Origin of the sequence: Anaerosporobacter sp., assembly GCF_031551385.1 — a bacterium.
In the GTDB taxonomy this organism is placed as follows: domain Bacteria; phylum Bacillota; class Clostridia; order Lachnospirales; family Lachnospiraceae; genus Anaerosporobacter.
In genome coordinates, this window is the sequence record NZ_JAVBNS010000137.1 from 1 (window position 1) to 18,051 (window position 18,051).

The 18,051-nt window shown below is 35.9% G+C and carries 12 protein-coding genes and 1 pseudogene; 1 reads left to right on the forward strand and 12 read right to left on the reverse strand.

Translation table 11 applies throughout. From position 1 onward, the window contains the following. Positions 1 to 130: 130 nt before the first annotated feature. The 12 genes and pseudogenes from RMR19_RS11355 to RMR19_RS11410 form a co-directional block, all read right to left on the reverse strand. Complete coding sequence (locus RMR19_RS11355; RefSeq protein WP_310603604.1) at positions 131 to 1,183, reverse strand: Sau3AI family type II restriction endonuclease; 1,053 nt, start codon at positions 1,181 to 1,183, stop codon at positions 131 to 133. Positions 1,184 to 1,187: 4 nt separating this feature from the next. Next, a pseudogene (locus RMR19_RS22030) lies at positions 1,188 to 1,643 on the reverse strand (very short patch repair endonuclease). Positions 1,644 to 1,752: 109 nt separating this feature from the next. Further along, complete coding sequence (locus tag RMR19_RS11365) at positions 1,753 to 2,466, reverse strand: HNH endonuclease (RefSeq protein WP_310603605.1); 714 nt, start codon at positions 2,464 to 2,466, stop codon at positions 1,753 to 1,755. Between the two features lie 39 nt (positions 2,467 to 2,505). Further along, complete coding sequence (locus tag RMR19_RS11370; protein ID WP_310603606.1) at positions 2,506 to 4,353, reverse strand: DUF1998 domain-containing protein; 1,848 nt, start codon at positions 4,351 to 4,353, stop codon at positions 2,506 to 2,508. Between the two features lie 3 nt (positions 4,354 to 4,356). Further along, the gene (locus RMR19_RS11375) at positions 4,357 to 8,037 is read right to left on the reverse strand and encodes a helicase-related protein (protein WP_310603607.1); all 3,681 of its coding nucleotides are present in this window, start codon (positions 8,035 to 8,037) and stop codon (positions 4,357 to 4,359) included. Then, positions 8,034 to 10,691, reverse strand: a complete 2,658-nt coding sequence (locus RMR19_RS11380; RefSeq protein ID WP_310603608.1) for a DrmE family protein — start codon at positions 10,689 to 10,691, stop codon at positions 8,034 to 8,036. The genes RMR19_RS11375 and RMR19_RS11380 overlap by 4 nt, the downstream gene beginning before the upstream one ends. 56 nt (positions 10,692 to 10,747) lie before the next feature. After that, positions 10,748 to 12,169 carry a DNA (cytosine-5-)-methyltransferase gene (gene dcm, locus RMR19_RS11385; protein ID WP_310603609.1) on the reverse strand — a complete coding sequence of 474 codons (1,422 nt, stop codon included), beginning with the start codon at positions 12,167 to 12,169 and terminating at the stop codon, positions 10,748 to 10,750. Positions 12,170 to 12,258: 89 nt separating this feature from the next. Further along, positions 12,259 to 13,419 carry a hypothetical protein gene (locus tag RMR19_RS11390; RefSeq protein WP_310603610.1) on the reverse strand — a complete coding sequence of 387 codons (1,161 nt, stop codon included), beginning with the start codon at positions 13,417 to 13,419 and terminating at the stop codon, positions 12,259 to 12,261. An 86-nt stretch (positions 13,420 to 13,505) separates the two neighbouring features. Then, the gene (locus tag RMR19_RS11395) at positions 13,506 to 13,739 is read right to left on the reverse strand and encodes a hypothetical protein (RefSeq protein ID WP_310603611.1); all 234 of its coding nucleotides are present in this window, start codon (positions 13,737 to 13,739) and stop codon (positions 13,506 to 13,508) included. A 251-nt stretch (positions 13,740 to 13,990) separates the two neighbouring features. Continuing rightward, positions 13,991 to 14,338, reverse strand: a complete 348-nt coding sequence (locus RMR19_RS11400) for a VOC family protein (protein WP_310603612.1) — start codon at positions 14,336 to 14,338, stop codon at positions 13,991 to 13,993. Positions 14,339 to 14,370: 32 nt separating this feature from the next. After that, complete coding sequence (locus RMR19_RS11405) at positions 14,371 to 15,153, reverse strand: aminoglycoside adenylyltransferase domain-containing protein (RefSeq protein ID WP_310603613.1); 783 nt, start codon at positions 15,151 to 15,153, stop codon at positions 14,371 to 14,373. A gap of 225 nt (positions 15,154 to 15,378) precedes the next feature. Further along, positions 15,379 to 17,130 carry a hypothetical protein gene (locus RMR19_RS11410; RefSeq protein WP_310603614.1) on the reverse strand — a complete coding sequence of 584 codons (1,752 nt, stop codon included), beginning with the start codon at positions 17,128 to 17,130 and terminating at the stop codon, positions 15,379 to 15,381. A 657-nt stretch (positions 17,131 to 17,787) separates the two neighbouring features. Here RMR19_RS11410 and RMR19_RS11415 point away from each other — a divergent pair. Further along, positions 17,788 to 18,051, forward strand: a 264-nt coding sequence (locus tag RMR19_RS11415; protein ID WP_310603615.1) for a hypothetical protein, incomplete at its 3' end; no start/stop codon positions are given.

Sequence of the window (18,051 nt, forward strand, 5' to 3'; positions counted from 1 at the left end):
TTATTGTCTGATATAATTTGTCGAATCTGTTCCTTTGCTACTGGCATAAAAATACTCCTTTTCGATAAGATTTGTCATAAACTAATTCTTACCAAAAAGGAGACATTTTTTTCCAGAGACACAAACTATTTTACACTACCCATTTTTCTTTTACCAGTTCCTTAAATCTAAAAGTTGGAAAAGACATACTTTCTTTGATTGTGTTATTTTTTTCAATTCGAATTGCTTTCACTACAATATTAGCTTTCACAAACTCTTCTGCATGATTTCCTTTTATTCCAAGAATCCGATATGCCAATATAGCTTCTAAATTTTTTGGTTTTTTTTCATATTCAACTTGGAATTCACCACACAAATCTCTTACCGAATAATCTCTATAGGCATTAATCTTATTCACAACATAATCTTCAAAAGATTCTACTGCGTCACTCTTTATAATAGATTCATATGTATCTTTTCCTGTAGCAATATAATTATTCAACACATATGTCATGTATGAGCTTTTAAAAGAAAATGCACGTGGTTTAGCAGGTTCATCGCTAAAAGGTTGCTTTCGTCGATTCTGGGAAGTTGCTGCTTTCGGTGCCGCTCCCAGGTACATTGTATCACCTTCGGAAAGTTCATGAGCTTTTCCAGCTTTTATCTTTTCAACAATTACTTTAAAATCGTGTTTAATAATTTGAATATCAGCTTCTGGTGGCGTAAATAATTTTGCATACCCTATCCTGTAATTCAATCTATCTTCTATTTCTTGCTGGTAAAGATAATAGACCAGTAAAATCAGCCTGGCTTTTTGCCAAAGATGACTCTGCTCAAATTCTTCACCTATAATCTTAAAATAATCAATCATGGTAATAATTAAACGCTCTTTTGCAGCCAAAGAACCATTTTTATTGATTTTATATGGCGTAACCTTTAGTTCTACTCCAGCTTTATAAAAGTCAGGACGAGAATCGTTATTACTTTTATAGTGAAAAAAACGTTCTTCTATTAACTCGCCTAAACCGCCTTTTCTTTTTTTGTTCTCGTAAGTTTCTGCATAATCAAGTGTTTCCTTGACCATCGTAATCATTTCCATGTTATCCTCAATACAGATTTCTGCGAAGGTCTTACCAATCAGCTTCTGAGCATAGCGCTCTATTGACAATGGCTCTGTTTCATCATAATCTTTTGTGTAATCCACTTTGTCACCTCAAATCTTCTTCTATTTCCACCAATTTTATGTCAAATACAGTTTCTTCAATTACCCTTACACATTCAGCAGTGTTCTTTAAAATATCTTTTACCCAAAAATAAATAACTGTCCATCCTAAAAAAATTAATTTTTTATCAACTTCGTCATCTCTACTTATATTTTCTTGAATTTTCTTTACCCAATATTCAGCATTATTCCCCTTAGCTACTTTGGGTTTTAGAACTTCCCACCGTGAAAAAATTCGCTGTCACAGAATATTGCAATCTTATACTTAGTCAAACAAATATCTGGAGAACCTGGTAGCACTTTATAATTTTTTCTGTATCTATAGCCTTTGTTCCACAAAGCTTTTCGCAGCGCAAGTTCTATGGATTTTGTTTCGGATACGACTCATATTTTTACTTCGTTGTTCTTTTACGTTTTTATATACTCTCTCATTTGCTTTCATCAAATCATCTTCTTCATCATTTATAAGAAATACTGACAATATCAGACGCTGTAACTATTAATATCGGATATCCAGCCTCTTTCCTGTCACTACATCCATTCGCCTACTATTATACTGCTAATATTTCAAAACTTTCCAGCGTTAACTTTATCCCGCTATTAGCTAACCTATCAGCTCTCTTATAATATATCTGATTAATTAACACCTTTTTCTCATCATCTATTCCATAGTGAAGCATTCGATGGCATATAGGACATAAACACACAATATTTGCATATACATCTAAACTTGTTTTAAATGATTCTTGCACTTTCATAGGAATTGCATGATGGCCTTCCATATATTGATTTCCAGTACTTTTGGCAGTAAATGTACGATGGCAAATATCCATTTCACATAAGTACCCTGCTGATTCAATTGCTTGCGTCTTAATAATATTGGATCTCTTCCGTGATGATATCTCTGTTCTAGCAATTTCCTTCACAGGAAGTTCAATATCAAGGTTTTGAATTTCATCATGCATATTTCCGAAGCCTTCACCAGTTGCAAATCTGAGATAATTATTCAGTCCTGCACTATACATTTGATGCCCCCTCCTATCTAATGCTAAGAAATCAACATCATTTTTAAGATAAGTCCTAATTATTTGAAGCTCACCTATGTCAGTAATCTCATATATTGATTGGTGAATCTTTTCTCTTTGTATCAGAAACCTCGTAATATAATCCAAGGCACCAATATAATGATTCACCGTTGAGTCCTTCTTTTTTATAATCTTTAAATATCTAATAAAGTATTCTTTTAGAACATATAAATCAGACATGATATCCCTCCGGCCAATAAATAGAAGATTAGCATTTTCTCACAAATCGCTCCAAAATCCAATACTAGGTTCCTCGAAGGTTCCAATGATTAACCCTCTATCTAAAAATGCATTTCTTTCTTCACAACAAGTTTCTGGTAACAATGCACACGCATGACATGCCGCCAAATTAAGAGAATCCCTTCCTTGACCCTTGCTCATTATACATACCGGATCATTTGAGCATGTTTTTGCATTATTAACTGCTTTTCTTAATATCCTTGGAAATGCATCTGGTCTACCTTGCCGAACAAGTCCACCAAGAGTACCTTCGGAGTCGCCACTTGCTGTATATATCAATATTCCAGCCATCTGTTTCCCATCTTTTTCTTCGGAACAATATAGCCTTTCACTTAATGAGGCTATGCTATATCCACACTCAAAGCTTAATTGTGAAATCAACAAATGTGATAACGTATGTAGCATAATAAATTTCGGTGAAATATTTCTAGGATGATTCTTACCTATAAATGAATTCGCATAATTGTCACTCAACTTCTGTGCACGTCTTAACACCTCGGGTTGTTCGTTTATCCACTTTTCTATATCATCTGAATCAAACTCAATAAAGATGCCTTCACCCCTTACTTCATAAGCAGGATACCAGTTTGTCTCTTCTCGCTTTATGCTAACAAACCCCTTATCTTCCCTATCCAATATAGGAGTGATTCTCGAAAATCCAGTAAGGGCATTTACAACTTTTACTTTATTAACTAAGGATACCGCCTTAACATGGGATAAATGGTAATCAGAAATAGACATTGATTCTCGAGAAAAATCCCCTAGCGCACCTTTAGATGTTGATATTTCTCCACTCAGTGCCATATACTCATTTATTCGGTACTGAACACTTGTCACTTCGATTATATTATCATCGTTTTCAAGCCATTTTTTACTTAAATTTTTTTCAACATCAGCCTGCAGTGCACCTATTTCCGATGCAATTTTTGATGCCCACTTACCAAAACGTTTTTTGATTGTTTCCAGCTTATCCTCAGGCTCTTCATCTTCAATGATTATAACACATTCTTCATACGCCTTACTCTGTTCTATTTTCATATTTAGCTTATCCGCATATGGTGGAATAACTAACGAACTATATACTAAGGGAAAATAAACTGATGAAGCACCTCTCTGTACACTTCTCGGATAACACCCACACGGTTCTTTTATATGCTTAAACGGGTGATATCCTTCACAAATAAAGTCTTCCCGCTCACCATTATTGTCCATTTCTCCAAAAATATCTTTATTGAATGCATCTTTTAAAGTTGTTCTTGCACGACAGGAAAAACACTCAATTGTCAACCCCTCTAGTCCTTCTGAACCTGATGCCCCAGTCTTAAATTTCAAGGACGGACTTCCACATATCGGCACCCTTGACCTTGCATGAACCCATTTTACCCAGGGAAAGTCATTAAGATGCCCCTTCTCACATACGGTAACAATACGAGCAACCACCAAGTCTTGTTTACAATCTGGGCATTGAATATTACTTACCATATTTTCGTCGTGTTGCAGCTTTGCTGCGCTTGCTTTCTTCTTATATTCAGAAATCCACTTCTTTAATGGTTGAAACTTTCTACATTTTGGGCAAAAATACCACTCAGGAAAGCGAGCATAAGTAATATCTGTCGGCATTGCAAAATAATCCACTCCCAAAGCCTTAGCAAAACGATCATCAAATATTCTTGATATACCGCTCCAGTTTTCTGGATTTGCTGTAACTAATGTCTGATCCGGAAAATCAACCATTGCACCAACTCCATACTGCAATATCGCCTGTGCTGCTCTGACCGAATGAGTGACTTTATCTAATTCGATTTTTCCTTTTACCTTTTCTGCCATGCCTTAATCCTCCCAAATAACTATACTGCCTTTAACCGAAGTATCAACATTTCTCATTGATGTCAAAGTTTCTCGAGCATCATCTTTTCCTGGTGAATTATATTGTTTCAAAAGCCTTCTAGCACCTTCAGCTGGTGGAACAACTATATACTTACGTCCAAAAACTAATGATTTGTCGCCGTTCTCCTGACTTTTATCCACTAATTCCTGCCAAAAACCTATAAACTCTTGTAATTCGAGCCTTACGTCATCCAAATCATCTCTCAGACCGCTTTCAGACCTGTCGTTCACTTCTCTAATTCGATTAATGATAAACGCTTCAATGTCTTGAATATCTGCTGCAAATCTCTCTTTATCAAAATAAACCGCCATGTTATCTTGATCAAGGGAAACCTTTTGGCGAAGCATCGCTGTGAAAACAGCATGCAATGCTCTTTCTCTTGCAGGTTTTGAAAATGGAGTTGCGCCAGTTGGCTCTACAAATCTGTAAAAAGAATCATGGTATGGCTTAAAACGCTCGTAATGCGATCGATCACGACTTTTTGTCGCATCATATTGTATAAATGCTACACCCGGATATAAACGCCCAACACGGCTAGATGCTTGAATATACTCACTTGTTAATTTGGGTTGCCCAACCATTAACATCACATTTAATCTAGCCACATCAATTCCAACCGAAATCATGTTTGTCGCAAGCAACACATTTGATGCATAATTATTCTTCTCAATATTCTCCTTTGAATATTCAATGCGTTCCAATTTATCTAATGTTTCATTTAATTCAGTTGTTGAAACACGGCTTGTTAATTCATCAGCATTAACGATTAATCTTCTCTTAGTAAACATCCTATTTGCTGTTCGAATAATAAAGTCCTTAACGTCATCGTCAACTAATGTAGACGCTTTTCCCAAATCTTTAAGACTGTTAAAATATACTGTTAATGTCCAGAGCTTATCTTTTACCTCATCTGACGATTCCATAGTATAAGCCTTCTGTAAAAGTGCCGCCATAGTTCGTATTTCTGTCATCGCTTTCGTTCGTCCAGATGGCATTATCCCCACATATTTTCGACCATATTTCCCTTTTGAATAATCAATCACATCTTCTCTTGCAAAAAATGAATCTTCAGCATCTAAACCAGGCGCCGGGAACTGTACTACCTGACGATTATACAATACAGAACATTGTTCCTTGGCTTTTCGAATAGTTGCAGTGGATGCAATCACCTTTGGCTTAACTCCCTTCATGCTAGACAATCCATCAACAGCAGTTTCGTATAACCCTACCATTGTGCCAAGTGCCCCAGAAATTAAGTGAAGCTCATCTTGTATAATCAGCTCAGGAGAACGATTTACTGAATTTGTCCCAAAGAATGAGCTGATTTTACCATCCCACGCCATCAAGGCAAATTTATCTACCGTGCCAAATAACAATGTTGGTGGTGCATCATACAACTCCTCATCGATTATCTGAATAGGAAGCTTCTTGGTAAAAGTACACTCTTCATGAGGGCAAAACAAATAAAAGTGTTTCCCACTCATTGCATATCCCCATTCTCCAACCACACGCTGATTACGATTATCTTTAACCATCTTTGTACCACACCAAGGACATTTTAAAACTTGGAACTTATTATGTCGCTCTTTTGCAGTTTTTACCTGATAATGGCTCCCTACTTCGTATAACTTGTCTAAATGATATTCTGCACTATTCTTTCCTGTATTCTTATTGGGTATATGTAATCCCCCAATCCACAACCCTATGGTAATGGATTTTTTCCCTAATGGATATGCTGGATAATTATGTTTTTTTTGCTGTGAATCCTGTCGAATGTATTCACATGCACAAATTAAAGTTGCCGCACGAGTAAACTGCTGCGCAGCTAAAAGTCTTAATGTATACCTCATCATTACTGCTGTTCCATCAGATGTATCTGGGTATGATAATTTGCGATAAAAAATGGTAAATGCCGTCAATCCTAAATATGCTTCAGTCTTACCACCGCCTGTAGGAAACCATATTAAATCCACTAATGACCTATCGTCAGATTGGTCATATACAATTGAATTAATATCCATCAAAAGAAATGCAATCTGGAACGGTCTCCACCTACAATTGCCATCTTCTTCTTCTTGATAATCAATATCCAATAGCCAATCTGCTATTTCTTCATCTCCAGGATATCTATCTGCATTAACACGTGACATATCAGTCTGCTTTCGTATATGAATTCGCTGCATGAACATGGCACGATTAGCTAAGGCAAATGCGTTATACGCATAATCATTAGAACGAAGTGTTTCTATTCCTTCATGCATTCTAATAGATGCATTTGTGCACTCTTGAATATTCTTTATTGCCGCTGAAGAATACCGTTCATCCAATGACGCAGCAATAACTTTAAGTTCATTAACCCAACTCACATACAACTGAACCAACTTGGTCAATGAGGACAATTTCTGCTCCTTTGAAGAGTCGCTTAAATCTGACAAGTACTTCATTGAAAGCTCTTTATCAGAAATACAATCATTTTGTGGCAAAGAAAAATTCATTGCAGGTATTTCTTTTATAGGGAAAAAGTCCGTCCATAAAGTACCCATTCCCATGTCACTTATATCCCAATCTACAGATACACCAAGCCCTGTCCCATAAATCTTCTTATGTCTGTAAAGCAAATTCAAAGATTTTTCTTCATCATCAAGGTACTCAATATCTGAATTTGGATTACTCTCTATAAAAACGAAGTGGTTATTGTCTGAGCAAATCTCAATTTCAGATTGAAATAAACAATCTTGCGCTTTTGCTGGAAATGATTCTTTATCATTCATCAGCATAATTGTGATAGAGCATACATCTTCAGAAACAGGAGTTCTAAGCGCTACTATCTTTGCTGATGTTCCGTCCAATGCTGATGTATCTTCATTGTTAAAGTAATCACTATTGGAAAAATCAATCTCAATATCTGGAACATGGTGAAGCATTCGCACATAACCCACTTTTAAATAGTCATGTAACCTATATGCAATTTTTTTCAATATATCATACTCATTGGCAGGAATTGCACCCTGCTCAAAAATCCTATGTAAATCTTGAATATTGACACCAGAAATCAGTTTCATCATTTGATGTTCTTTGTCGTATGACATAATATGAGACAGCTCGGGAGGCACCATGTAGGTATCTGAGTTTTCGGGTTCATAGTATACTGCGCAATCAGAAATCTGAGCTTTTTTATAAGTTGCAAATGAAGCATTACAATATACCTTATTTGCATCTCCTTTTACAAGAAATGTCACACCCATAGATGATGGCTTGAACTGTGTTGCCATATTAATTTCTTCATCAAGGTTTTCATCCACGGTTTCGTCAAATTCCCTGATTTTTTCTTTTTTATTCTCCACCTTTTCCTCGGTAGTTGAATAATTCTCTGGTACTTCAAGAATAATTGCCTCTTCCACTTCACCAATAGGCATAGTTTCATCATTATCTTGTTCTACATGGTTTCCCTGGGGAAAAAGAATCCCAATAGAGTATCTGCTCAAAGGGCTACTGGATATCAACTCATGCTCTGCATCAGGTATATTAAACTCAGATCCAGGCCCAAGTAATTCAGCCCTTATCATACTTATATACTCATCTCGAGCAATAATCATATTTTCGCTTATATCTTTTCCATTCACAATATCACCTCCGTCTCTGTTATCGGCCGATTGACTAAACTATTAACCACAAATACCGTTTTATCTAACTCATAAACATTTTCTAATTCCATAGTCTCTGACAACTTCTCAATATGCTCATAAACCACCTCAAATACGCTCCCCAGCTCAGGGATTTTATTACTTAACTTATCATTAATTGCTTGAGCTATTAGTGAACGAATATCTCGTCGATAATGTCTTACAATTCTACAGTCTTCAAAAACGTCCTTGAAATTAGCAAGTAAATATTCGTCATTTGTAAGTTTTGCAATCATCTCCATTGTCTTCTCATCACGCGGTCCCACAATATAACTTTCATCATCAAGCCACTGGCGAATTGACACTTCTTGTAAAGTACTTCCAAACTTCTTTAATTCTTTAGCAATAGCACGATAAGTCAAACAGTTCTGTTCCTTGTATTCACACAATTTGATTTTCCAATATAATGAATTATCTGTAGCTTCTTGTATGCGTTCAGACAATTTTTTCGTTTTAATGAGCTGTTCAAAGATCATATCTACTATATTTCTTGTATAATTGTCTCTTTTTGTAAATACTAAAACATCTCCAGCAGCCAACTTTTCTGGTGAAGTCTCTGTAACTTTTTGTGATGCATGGTTAAACAATACCGCAGCATAGTTTTTTGAAAACAGAATTTGTTCTCCGGTTATAAATGTTCCAACATAATTAACTTCTGCGGTTCCTATGTATGGTCTATTTGATGAACCATTTGCTATTAGTCTTCGAATATCAAACAATCCTGCATTTTCAATAAAATCATTTAAATCTGCATATTCTTTTATTGTTTCATCTGGCAACTCTTCTATTGTTTCACCAGTGAAAGCAGACACTGCCCTTTCATAATCAGCTCCTCTTAATCCCCTTACACGAGCATTTAATTTTCTCTCACTTTTAGCAAATTGCTTTTTTCTGTATCTAAACAATTTTCCTTCACAATCATATAATAAAACTATTATCCTTGAAGAAGAATAGCATTGTAATGAATCAAATCTTTTCCCGACAACATCGCTTACAACTATGATAAAATCATAATGATCTCTACTATCAAAACGATTCGCTGTAGAACAAACAACATTGTTGTATTCTCCTTCAGCATTATAGTAATTTCTGAAAATGTCCGTATAATATCCCTTCGGAAAAACAATCGCTACTTTCTTTTTCTTGTTTTCGGATAGTATTTTTAATAATTCTTTCTCCTTATATGATACTGATTTCATATTTTCATACATATCCAATAAAGCCTGCGCAACAGCCATACATGATTCTTTCATTGATATACTCTGTTTCCCTACGGTAAACAATTCTTGAATTCTGTCCGCTGGCGATGCAACTGACGCATTAATTACAGAATTACATATTGCTTCTTCCATTTTTGCAATTGGAAAGAAAGCTGTAGTAAACAGATTAACCAATCCCAACGAAGTTTTAATGAAAGTTTCTTTTTCTTCTTGATTCCAGTTAGATTGTTTGATTGCATATATTGTATCTTTAATTTGTTTGTATTCATTCCACAACCAGCAACCATCTACTGGGAAAATATCAATTTCATGACCAACAATACTTAGAACCTGTTGATTCAGTTCCCTTGTAAGCTTGTTAGAAACATTAATGTTAGCAGACACGGAAGAGAGCACTTCTTTGGTACAGGCAAAAATATTGGCATCTTCATACTGTTCAACGACCATATTGCTTGTTTCAGCATTATATGGCGCTATTACGCTTGCAAATCTCAACGACTTCCGACGAATTAAATCTTTGAATTCTGAAGCATTGTATGCAAGTGTCTCAACATTCGTTGCCAAAACACCAATGACTTTATTTCCAAGTTTATCAAGAACAATATCTCTTGCTGCTGAAACGTTACTAACTACTTTTATCACCGCTTCCGCCTTTGCAGGATTCTTGCCGATTTGAAACTCTTCGCCGCTTCTTGTAAAATATGATACTGGTACAATATCCGTTAATTGGATACTCTTACCTCCAATATAGGAAATACGTAAATGATGGCACATATCAAGAAATACGCTCTTATCAGCTATAACTACAACCGAAATATTCAATGTACTAGGAACATCGCTTTCGGCAACACCTAAGACACGAGATAAAAACTCATTACGATCTGATTTATATTTTCTGATTCCTCTTCCATCCGTAACAATTGATTCACCCAAATAAGGTCTCACTAGGTGTTTATTGTTTTCATATGTTATGTATCTTGTTGAAACACCATTCTTGCCTTTTGGGTCTTGTGTCAAAATAATATAATTTGTTGGCTGAGAGCCATAAGCCATCGACATTGTTTTAATCCCATTCCAATGATACCGTTCTCCCTTAAATAAAACCATATCTCCTTCTTCTAACGATTGAAGCAGTTCATCATTACTTGAAAGATTATAATTGAAACAAACTAGCATTAATACCGCAAAAGATACAATATCAAAGCATGGCGAACCAGTATGAAAAACGAAACTTGTTGTCTTTTTTGTCGTATCAAACTGCATGAAAAAAAAGTGCATGTATCTTCTGATAATATCTTCTGAAGATATCATCGAATCATCATAATATATTTCACATTTACTTATTAAATCTCTAATGATTTTTTCATTATCCATACACTATCCCTCATATGTTAATTTGAATTACACAACCTCACAATTCAACTCTGGCATTATAATAAATCATTTTCTGAAGTCATATTTTTGAAGCAATATAACCCATTATCCTGTTTGAGCACGCATTCTGTCTCAAGTAGCTGACGTATAATTTGTGAAGCTCTCGCTGAAGAAGTTCCTAAAAATACTGACAGTTCTTTTACCCTAAATTCTTTCTTCTTAAAATGATGCACGATGTTAAAAAACTGATGAACCGTATCCTCTCTTAAGGATTTTCCTAAAACACTCCAAATTTCTTTGCAAACAACAAATTCATTTCCATACATGCTATATAAGCTTTTTTCTATTTTTGTGAATTGCGAATACATTATCTCCATATTATTATATATGAATCGCGCCATTTCCTCGATAACCGGTATAGAAACTGAATTGCCAAACTGCTTATATTGTTGACTTACTGGAATTCCTTCCGGAAAAGAGAAGCACTCCATCCCATCCTCATTAATAAATCCATAACCAATAAATCCTTGAAGACGTCCCCACTCGGTTGGCGTCATTGTACGTACACACTTTGTATTAATAGATGTCTGTTTACCTTTAACAAACATTCCTTTATATTTTTCCCCATTAACAAAATCGAAAACTAAGTTGCGTTCCTTGCCTGATCCCCCAGAAGCCATTATCGTATTCGCTAATGGGCTATCTATTTCCGGGCTATTTACTATTCGATATCCAAAGCCATATCCCTTAGCATGCTGATTAACAATATGTTTTTCTAATGTCTCTAAGTAACCGCTTGACATAAAGTATCGCGCCTCAACATCTTCTTCCAATACATCTTTGAGCGATGCAAATATTGATTCTCTGGATCTGTGTGTTGGTGTTTCATTTGGAACCATCGATAGGTAATCTCCAAAATAATCCCTACTAAATGCGACAATATAAACGCGCGGACGATTTTGAGGAATTCCGAAGAATTTCGTATTTCTTATAAATGCACCCGTCGTTATTTTGGGGTTCCCGTTAGCATCATATTTCATCCCAACAATATGATAATTCAATTGTCGATCCAATGTGTCAATGATTGTCTTAATAGTTGCTTTCTTATCATGGGACAAAAGGTTTTGAACATTCTCCAAAAAAATCACTTTGGGTCTGGTCATTTTTACTATCTGAGCAATATCAAAAAATATAGTACCCTTAGTTTTATCTTCAAACCCCTGACGCAACCCAACACTGCTAAATGCTTGGCAAGGAAATCCTGCCAAAAGCACATCATATTGCAACGATTGCAACTTATGTTTGAACTCAATATCTGTTACATCATTCCGTGGATTATCATGAAATAAGCACTCGTATGTTTTACATGCAAACTCATCAATCTCGGCAGAGGCTACATTTTGAAAATCTCCTGCAAGTTCAAACCCTCTCCTAATACCTCCGATACCAGCACACAAATCTACTATCTTATACTGCATTATTGCTTCTCCTTAGCATTACAACGTATTAATTAGTATGAGCATGTCATATGTAAATGCCCAAAATTAGCAATCTTGTACTTGTCTTTTCAACTTTTTATGTGGCTGGGGGTTGCTGCAATGTAGATATTCTCAGAATCAAACATTAGCTGAACCGGACGATTATACAGATTTTCTATAGTCTGAATATTCTCAACGAAAGCACTAATATAATTCGATTGGTTATCTGTAAGCATCCGTGTAACATTTTGCGTCCTATTGGTATTAATATCCTGAAGTATGCCTCCAGCCTTGATAAGATTCTCATCAATCTGAGATTTACTGATGACAGGAATTTGCTCAACTAACTTTCCAGCTCCACTGCATATCTTCGACAAACCTTTCAGCGCATATCCTTCAAGAGAATCCTTCGAGTCGTTCTGAATTTTTTCTACGCATTTTTCGTAAAGCGCAGTATAATCAACAGAATACTCCTTAATCTTTCCTGAAATGCTATTTAAATAATTTGAATTAAAATTCTCAAGAAGCATTACTTCTAAGAACGAAGAGAACGAAAATGTATATAACGCTAACTGATAATCATTAAGACGATTCATTATCTTGTTCAATGTAGACTTCACTTCTTGATCACTGCGAAGCAATGCATTCTTTTTGATTGATTTGGTAAGCTGCTCTTTATAAAGTATAATACTTTGCTCTGCATCACGCTTTATATCCTGAACCAAAATATGTTTATGGTCTTTAAATTTCTCATTATCCCAATTGAATTTATAGTTATTAAGCACATCGGCTAAGGCATTGAGATTACCCTTTAGCTTTGCTTCCTCTTTCATTTCCAAGAAAGCAAGCATCTCTTTTTGTGCCTCATAGATTGCATCTAATTTCTTTTCTACAGCCATAATCACAACAGCCATACAAAGCATTGTTGGGTCGAGCGGCACCTGAGTCATTCTTGCAAGGCCTCCACCAACACCACCACTGGCACTTTGAAGATTTCCTATGTAATGTCCTCCACTCTGAAACATTGTTTTTCCTGCAGTATTAACAAAATATAATCCGCTTTGGCCCACTCCACCTGCTGTATAACTTGCAAGTTGCGATAATGGCTGAAACGCTGCACCTAATGCTGCTGCTTTATCAACAGGAAACTTCTGTACTTCCTTCATATCAATATTCATCTTTACAAGCTCTGCTGGAGGGCAGTATTCAATATCCATTATTGTTTGAATAAGTTCATTCTTTTTATCCATTATGGTTTTCTCCTTCAAATGAAATAGCTCAACCCAATATCCGTAAAATTATCAACGCCAAAGTGTATTTAGTATTCTTCGCATATTCACCCCGCTCCATAGAAAAAGAGGAGTAATCCCACACATAGTAAAAATGCCACACTAATAGAAAATTCTTCACATAGCAAAAGCTCATCCTCAATGGATGAGAGTACTTTACGACCTTCTTTATAATTATTTGATACAAAATGCGGTTTATGGGCTAAGTTTGATGATGTATTACTATCTACGAAAGCTGTAGCAAGCCCTTGCTGCAATTGTGTAATTTTCTCATTGTTCATGTATTCCCCCTCTGCTGCCCTTTTATCTAAAGATGTGTATCAGTAAATTTTTTACACTGCTAGTACCTGTCCACGTTTAAATGATGTATATTTTCTCCTCTATAAACAAATATAGTAGGTAATACACCAAACTACCTACTATTATACACCATATTCATTTTTTATGTCTACCAATATAGCTCCTTTTCGCTATCCCACTCATAACCATATGCTAACATATTTACCTCCACAAATCATTCTTTCTATCTCAGCTATATCGAAGTCGTAATCTCTACATGATTCCCCTCACTATCTACAAACTCAGCAACCCAGTTACTACCTATTTGCGTAAGCGGAAAGCAAATCTCTAGCCCGTCTATTTTATTCTTTAATACTTCCAAACTTTCTACCGAAATACTCGGCAGGCAATTACTTCCATACACATGCGATTCATTCCTCTTTTCAAAAGCAAATAACCCTAAGCGAAATCCTTGTATTTCAAACACAGTATATACTTCATCCTTTTCAGCCACCTGCTGCTCAAAAAATTCTTCATAAAAGCGAATGGCTCTACCCATATCCTTTACACACAAATATAAAGATTCTATCCTACACTTCATGTCATTTTCTCCCCGCTAACTTTCAGCACCCATTAATTTTTACATACGTTCCCTCTTTTTATCATAAACAAAACATCGTCACAAAATTGCTGTGCTTTCCTCTCATCAATATCCATTTCTTTCTCCGACGAATAACAGTTTACCGCATCTAAAATAAGATTCTTGTATTCTGGTGAAAGGTTTTGTAATCCCCATTCTCCCCCTTGCTTTTTAGAAACAACAATATTATCTTTTACAAACGCCGCCACTCTACACAGATTTAAAATTATGTAAATTGGATTCTCTTTTATATCCTCTTTCGCATTTTCAATATCAGACCAAATGCTATCCATATAACATTCTTTCGGTATCTCCGAAAAAACACGTTCAATTTCAGCTCCCCATAAAACAATTCCGCATTTTTTAATAATCATAAAATGTGCCGCCAGATCCTTATCCGCTCCTTTCATCTTGCTAATATAGTCCACTGGGTTATCCTTAAACCATTGTAAATGCATGGAGGAAAAATGTAATTCAAATGGCGTCGGATAAACAAAATCGTTGCAATACTCCTTCTTGATAATGCTTAATTCAATCCCTTTGTGAGGAGCTGATTCATTCAATCGTATTATTGCCTCCATAAACCTCAGCTTTTGCTCATCAGCAATCTCTTTTTCTATAACAACAATTAAATCAAGATCACTCTTTTTGGGATTAAAACACCTCATAGCCATAGAACCATGCAGATATATCCCGGTAAGATTTTGGTTAAATATATTTTTACTCTTTCGAATAATTTCATCTAAAATATCCTGATACAACATCATATCCTTCATATTCTCCTTAATTTCTATTCCCCTAATATATCTTCACCTAAGGTGTATATAATCTAATTATTTCCAGCATTTCTCAGTACTACATATTGGGGACCTATGATAAAAATGCTTTCTTTCTGTATTTCTGTGTACTGCTCCTTGACTTATCCGGTATTGTCCATTTCAATATATCCCATTTTTAATGCTGGCAGCAAATAATTATCCCTAAACGTTGGCGGCCTCAGTTCAGCTATACTCTCTCATTGCTCCATGAAAAGAAGAGTGACGCGGAAACATCTTTTTATACTTCTCTTTCAATTCTTGTTTCGCATTCTGATAACCCAAACTCTCTTTTACCTCTCCTAATGCCAAAATCAGCATCGCCACACTTCCATAATGATTTCTGAATTGTCCGCCAACAATTGCTTTTGTCCGCTTATCAATAATTTCTTCCAGCCAATGCAAATACTTATTCTTTTCATTTTCACTCATCGGAAAATAATTTCTCCACCTGCAAAATGCCATCCAAAATGTTTCAGTTGCTCCACCGTTTTTTGCAGGTGACTTTTCAAAAAAGTAGAACTCTTCATTTTTGCTGAACCGGAAGGAATATGCCACTTCATCTGCAATTTTATTGATTGGCTTTTTTAAGCATTCTTGGTTATATAGATACAGTAAAAATATTCTAACACCACTGCCTATAAATTTTCCGCTCCATCCCAATGAATTAGCAGGGTCTACACAGACTTTTTTTACTTTTTCATATTCACCTGACAAAAACGCCATATATGTATCGGTTGTTTTATCCAATAAGTTTTCTTTAAGCTCCTGTGGGTTATCGATGAAATTATTTCCCTTTAGAACGGGCCTTGAAATATCTTTTCCCTTCATTCCATATTCTATGGCCATTTCGTCCTCCAGGAACAGCCTCAGGAAATTCACCTCACTCATATCGGAAACATACACTTCATACCACATCTTTTTCATTTCCTCCATATGCCCCAAATAATACTGGGCAAATGAAGTCTTCAGTGCAATATCTCCCCGAATCCGGTATTTCTTATCAATTGCATTGATTGCTTCTGTTCCTAATGCAACCATTTTTTCATATTCATGGTTCATTTCATATTCTTTAAGGGCTTCCAGATAAAGCGCCGGGTGCTTCAAATAACTTCTTCTGGCCATATCTGCCAACCCGTCCGCACCTTTTGCAAAAAGTATGGCTTCTTTCAATAAACGTGTTTCCAAGTTTCCTTCTTTCGATGACAGTAATTCAATCCAATCATCCCAAAAGGCATTCTCTTCCGGCAGCTCTTCCCTACCGATACGCCGCATTTCTTCTACACGAATATTTTGAAAAAAAGAATAGCCAAAATATGTATATAAATCTGCCGCCCGTTTTTCTTTATCACACGCAAGATAAGCTGCATATAATGTGGTTAATGCAAGCTCAGTTAAATCTATTTTAACTATGTTTTCTGCTTTTAAGTCATCTATACCGATGGTCATATCGTCCCATTCGGTCTCTACCCATATCTCCACTGCCAATATCCGGTCTAAAATGTCCAATGCAGCTTCATATCTTCTATCATTTACACAGTCCTTCGCGAAACCATAGGCCATCTCAAGCTTTGTCCCTATCCCCATAGAGTCGCTATATTCCCAGACCCAATCACCTTCTGACTGCCAATAGTCTTCCAAATATTCCTCGTGCCCATCTGCTTCCAGGTATAGCTCCTGCTCTTCCATACCGTCCAGCCAGGATATGAGTTCATTTCTTTTTTCTTCCACTAGCTGGTCGGACATTCTGGGTTTGTATGAAGCATCTATGGATTCTTCTTGATTGAGATTAAGTGAGTTCTGCAGCAACTGAAGAAAATCTTGTTTCTTATCCTCTGGAATATGTTCCGCCATATCCAGCAGGCAGTCTTTCATTTTTTGCTTGCTCATGTTTTCCAGGTGTTGCTTGACTAATATTAAAAAAGTATCTTGCTTCATTTGTATATTCCTCCCCGACAATTTTAATTTTAGACTAATACACTGTTTAGTAAATTCTTGTGTACTTGTACAGCCATGGCTTTCGTTCATATGAACTGGGTTGATTTATTATATTTATTAACAGGTTATTTGTCAATTGCGTAACAGAAAGCTGTTGATGTATAAATTTTTAAGGGGTCGCCGGGAAATAGGATAGTCTAAAACACAAAGGGTAGTATAACTCGTGCAATGGATATTCATAAAGATAAAGAGCAAAGTAGAGCAGTAAACGCTGGCCTATTTTTTTCGTGTTATTTGGGAAAAAAGGTCTTCACAGACTTGAGCCGGAAAGGCTGTACAGACATTATCCATCTATTTTTGCAAAAGTCCCTTTAAAAGAAAATTGAAAAAAATAAAAAAAGTAAACAAAATCCGAAAAAATTTTAAAAATAGTCGAAAAAAATCCCATATTAATAATGAGGGGAAAATCAAAAAACGAAAAGGAGAACGGATACAAAAGTATGAAAGGAACATTCATGAAAATTTCTGAAAGGAGTTTGCCAGGGGGCACGCAACAGAGAAAATTAAAGCCGTAGAAGTATTCGACACCATAGCAGTTCTAATGGTTGCAGGAGAAGGCAGGTGTCATGAAGTAGGTGCTTAAGGAAGGAGGTACATATGGAGATAAAAAAAGTAAGCGAAAGATTTGAAGAAAAATGCAGTGAAAAATATGACCCCTATCAGCTATCGGAGCATTGGTTGGAGGTAGACAAAATAATTAAAGACTGCAATAATAGTATTATGGAAATGGGACTTCCGGATATTGGGTATACCAGCCAGGTGGATCAGATTCATGAATATTGTGACGAGCTGATATACTTGAATAGTTACATTCGTTCCGCCTATGGTAGTGTTTATGAATGGCTGGATTATCCCTTGTGG

Bases quoted from the DNA above. Each gene is read 5' to 3' on its own strand.
- RMR19_RS11365 (WP_310603605.1), bottom strand. From the start codon at position 2,466: ATGTCTGATTTATATGTTCTAAAAGAATACTTTATTAGATATTTAAAG.
- RMR19_RS11370 (WP_310603606.1), bottom strand. From the start codon at position 4,353: ATGGCAGAAAAGGTAAAAGGAAAAATCGAATTAGATAAAGTCACTCAT.
- RMR19_RS11380 (WP_310603608.1), bottom strand. From the start codon at position 10,691: ATGGATAATGAAAAAATCATTAGAGATTTAATAAGTAAATGTGAAATA.
- dcm (WP_310603609.1), bottom strand. From the start codon at position 12,169: ATGCAGTATAAGATAGTAGATTTGTGTGCTGGTATCGGAGGTATTAGG.
- RMR19_RS11390 (WP_310603610.1), bottom strand. From the start codon at position 13,419: ATGGATAAAAAGAATGAACTTATTCAAACAATAATGGATATTGAATAC.
- RMR19_RS11395 (WP_310603611.1), bottom strand. From the start codon at position 13,739: ATGAACAATGAGAAAATTACACAATTGCAGCAAGGGCTTGCTACAGCT.
- RMR19_RS11400 (WP_310603612.1), bottom strand. From the start codon at position 14,338: ATGAAGTGTAGGATAGAATCTTTATATTTGTGTGTAAAGGATATGGGT.
- RMR19_RS11405 (WP_310603613.1), bottom strand. From the start codon at position 15,153: ATGAAGGATATGATGTTGTATCAGGATATTTTAGATGAAATTATTCGA.
- RMR19_RS11410 (WP_310603614.1), bottom strand. From the start codon at position 17,130: ATGAAGCAAGATACTTTTTTAATATTAGTCAAGCAACACCTGGAAAAC.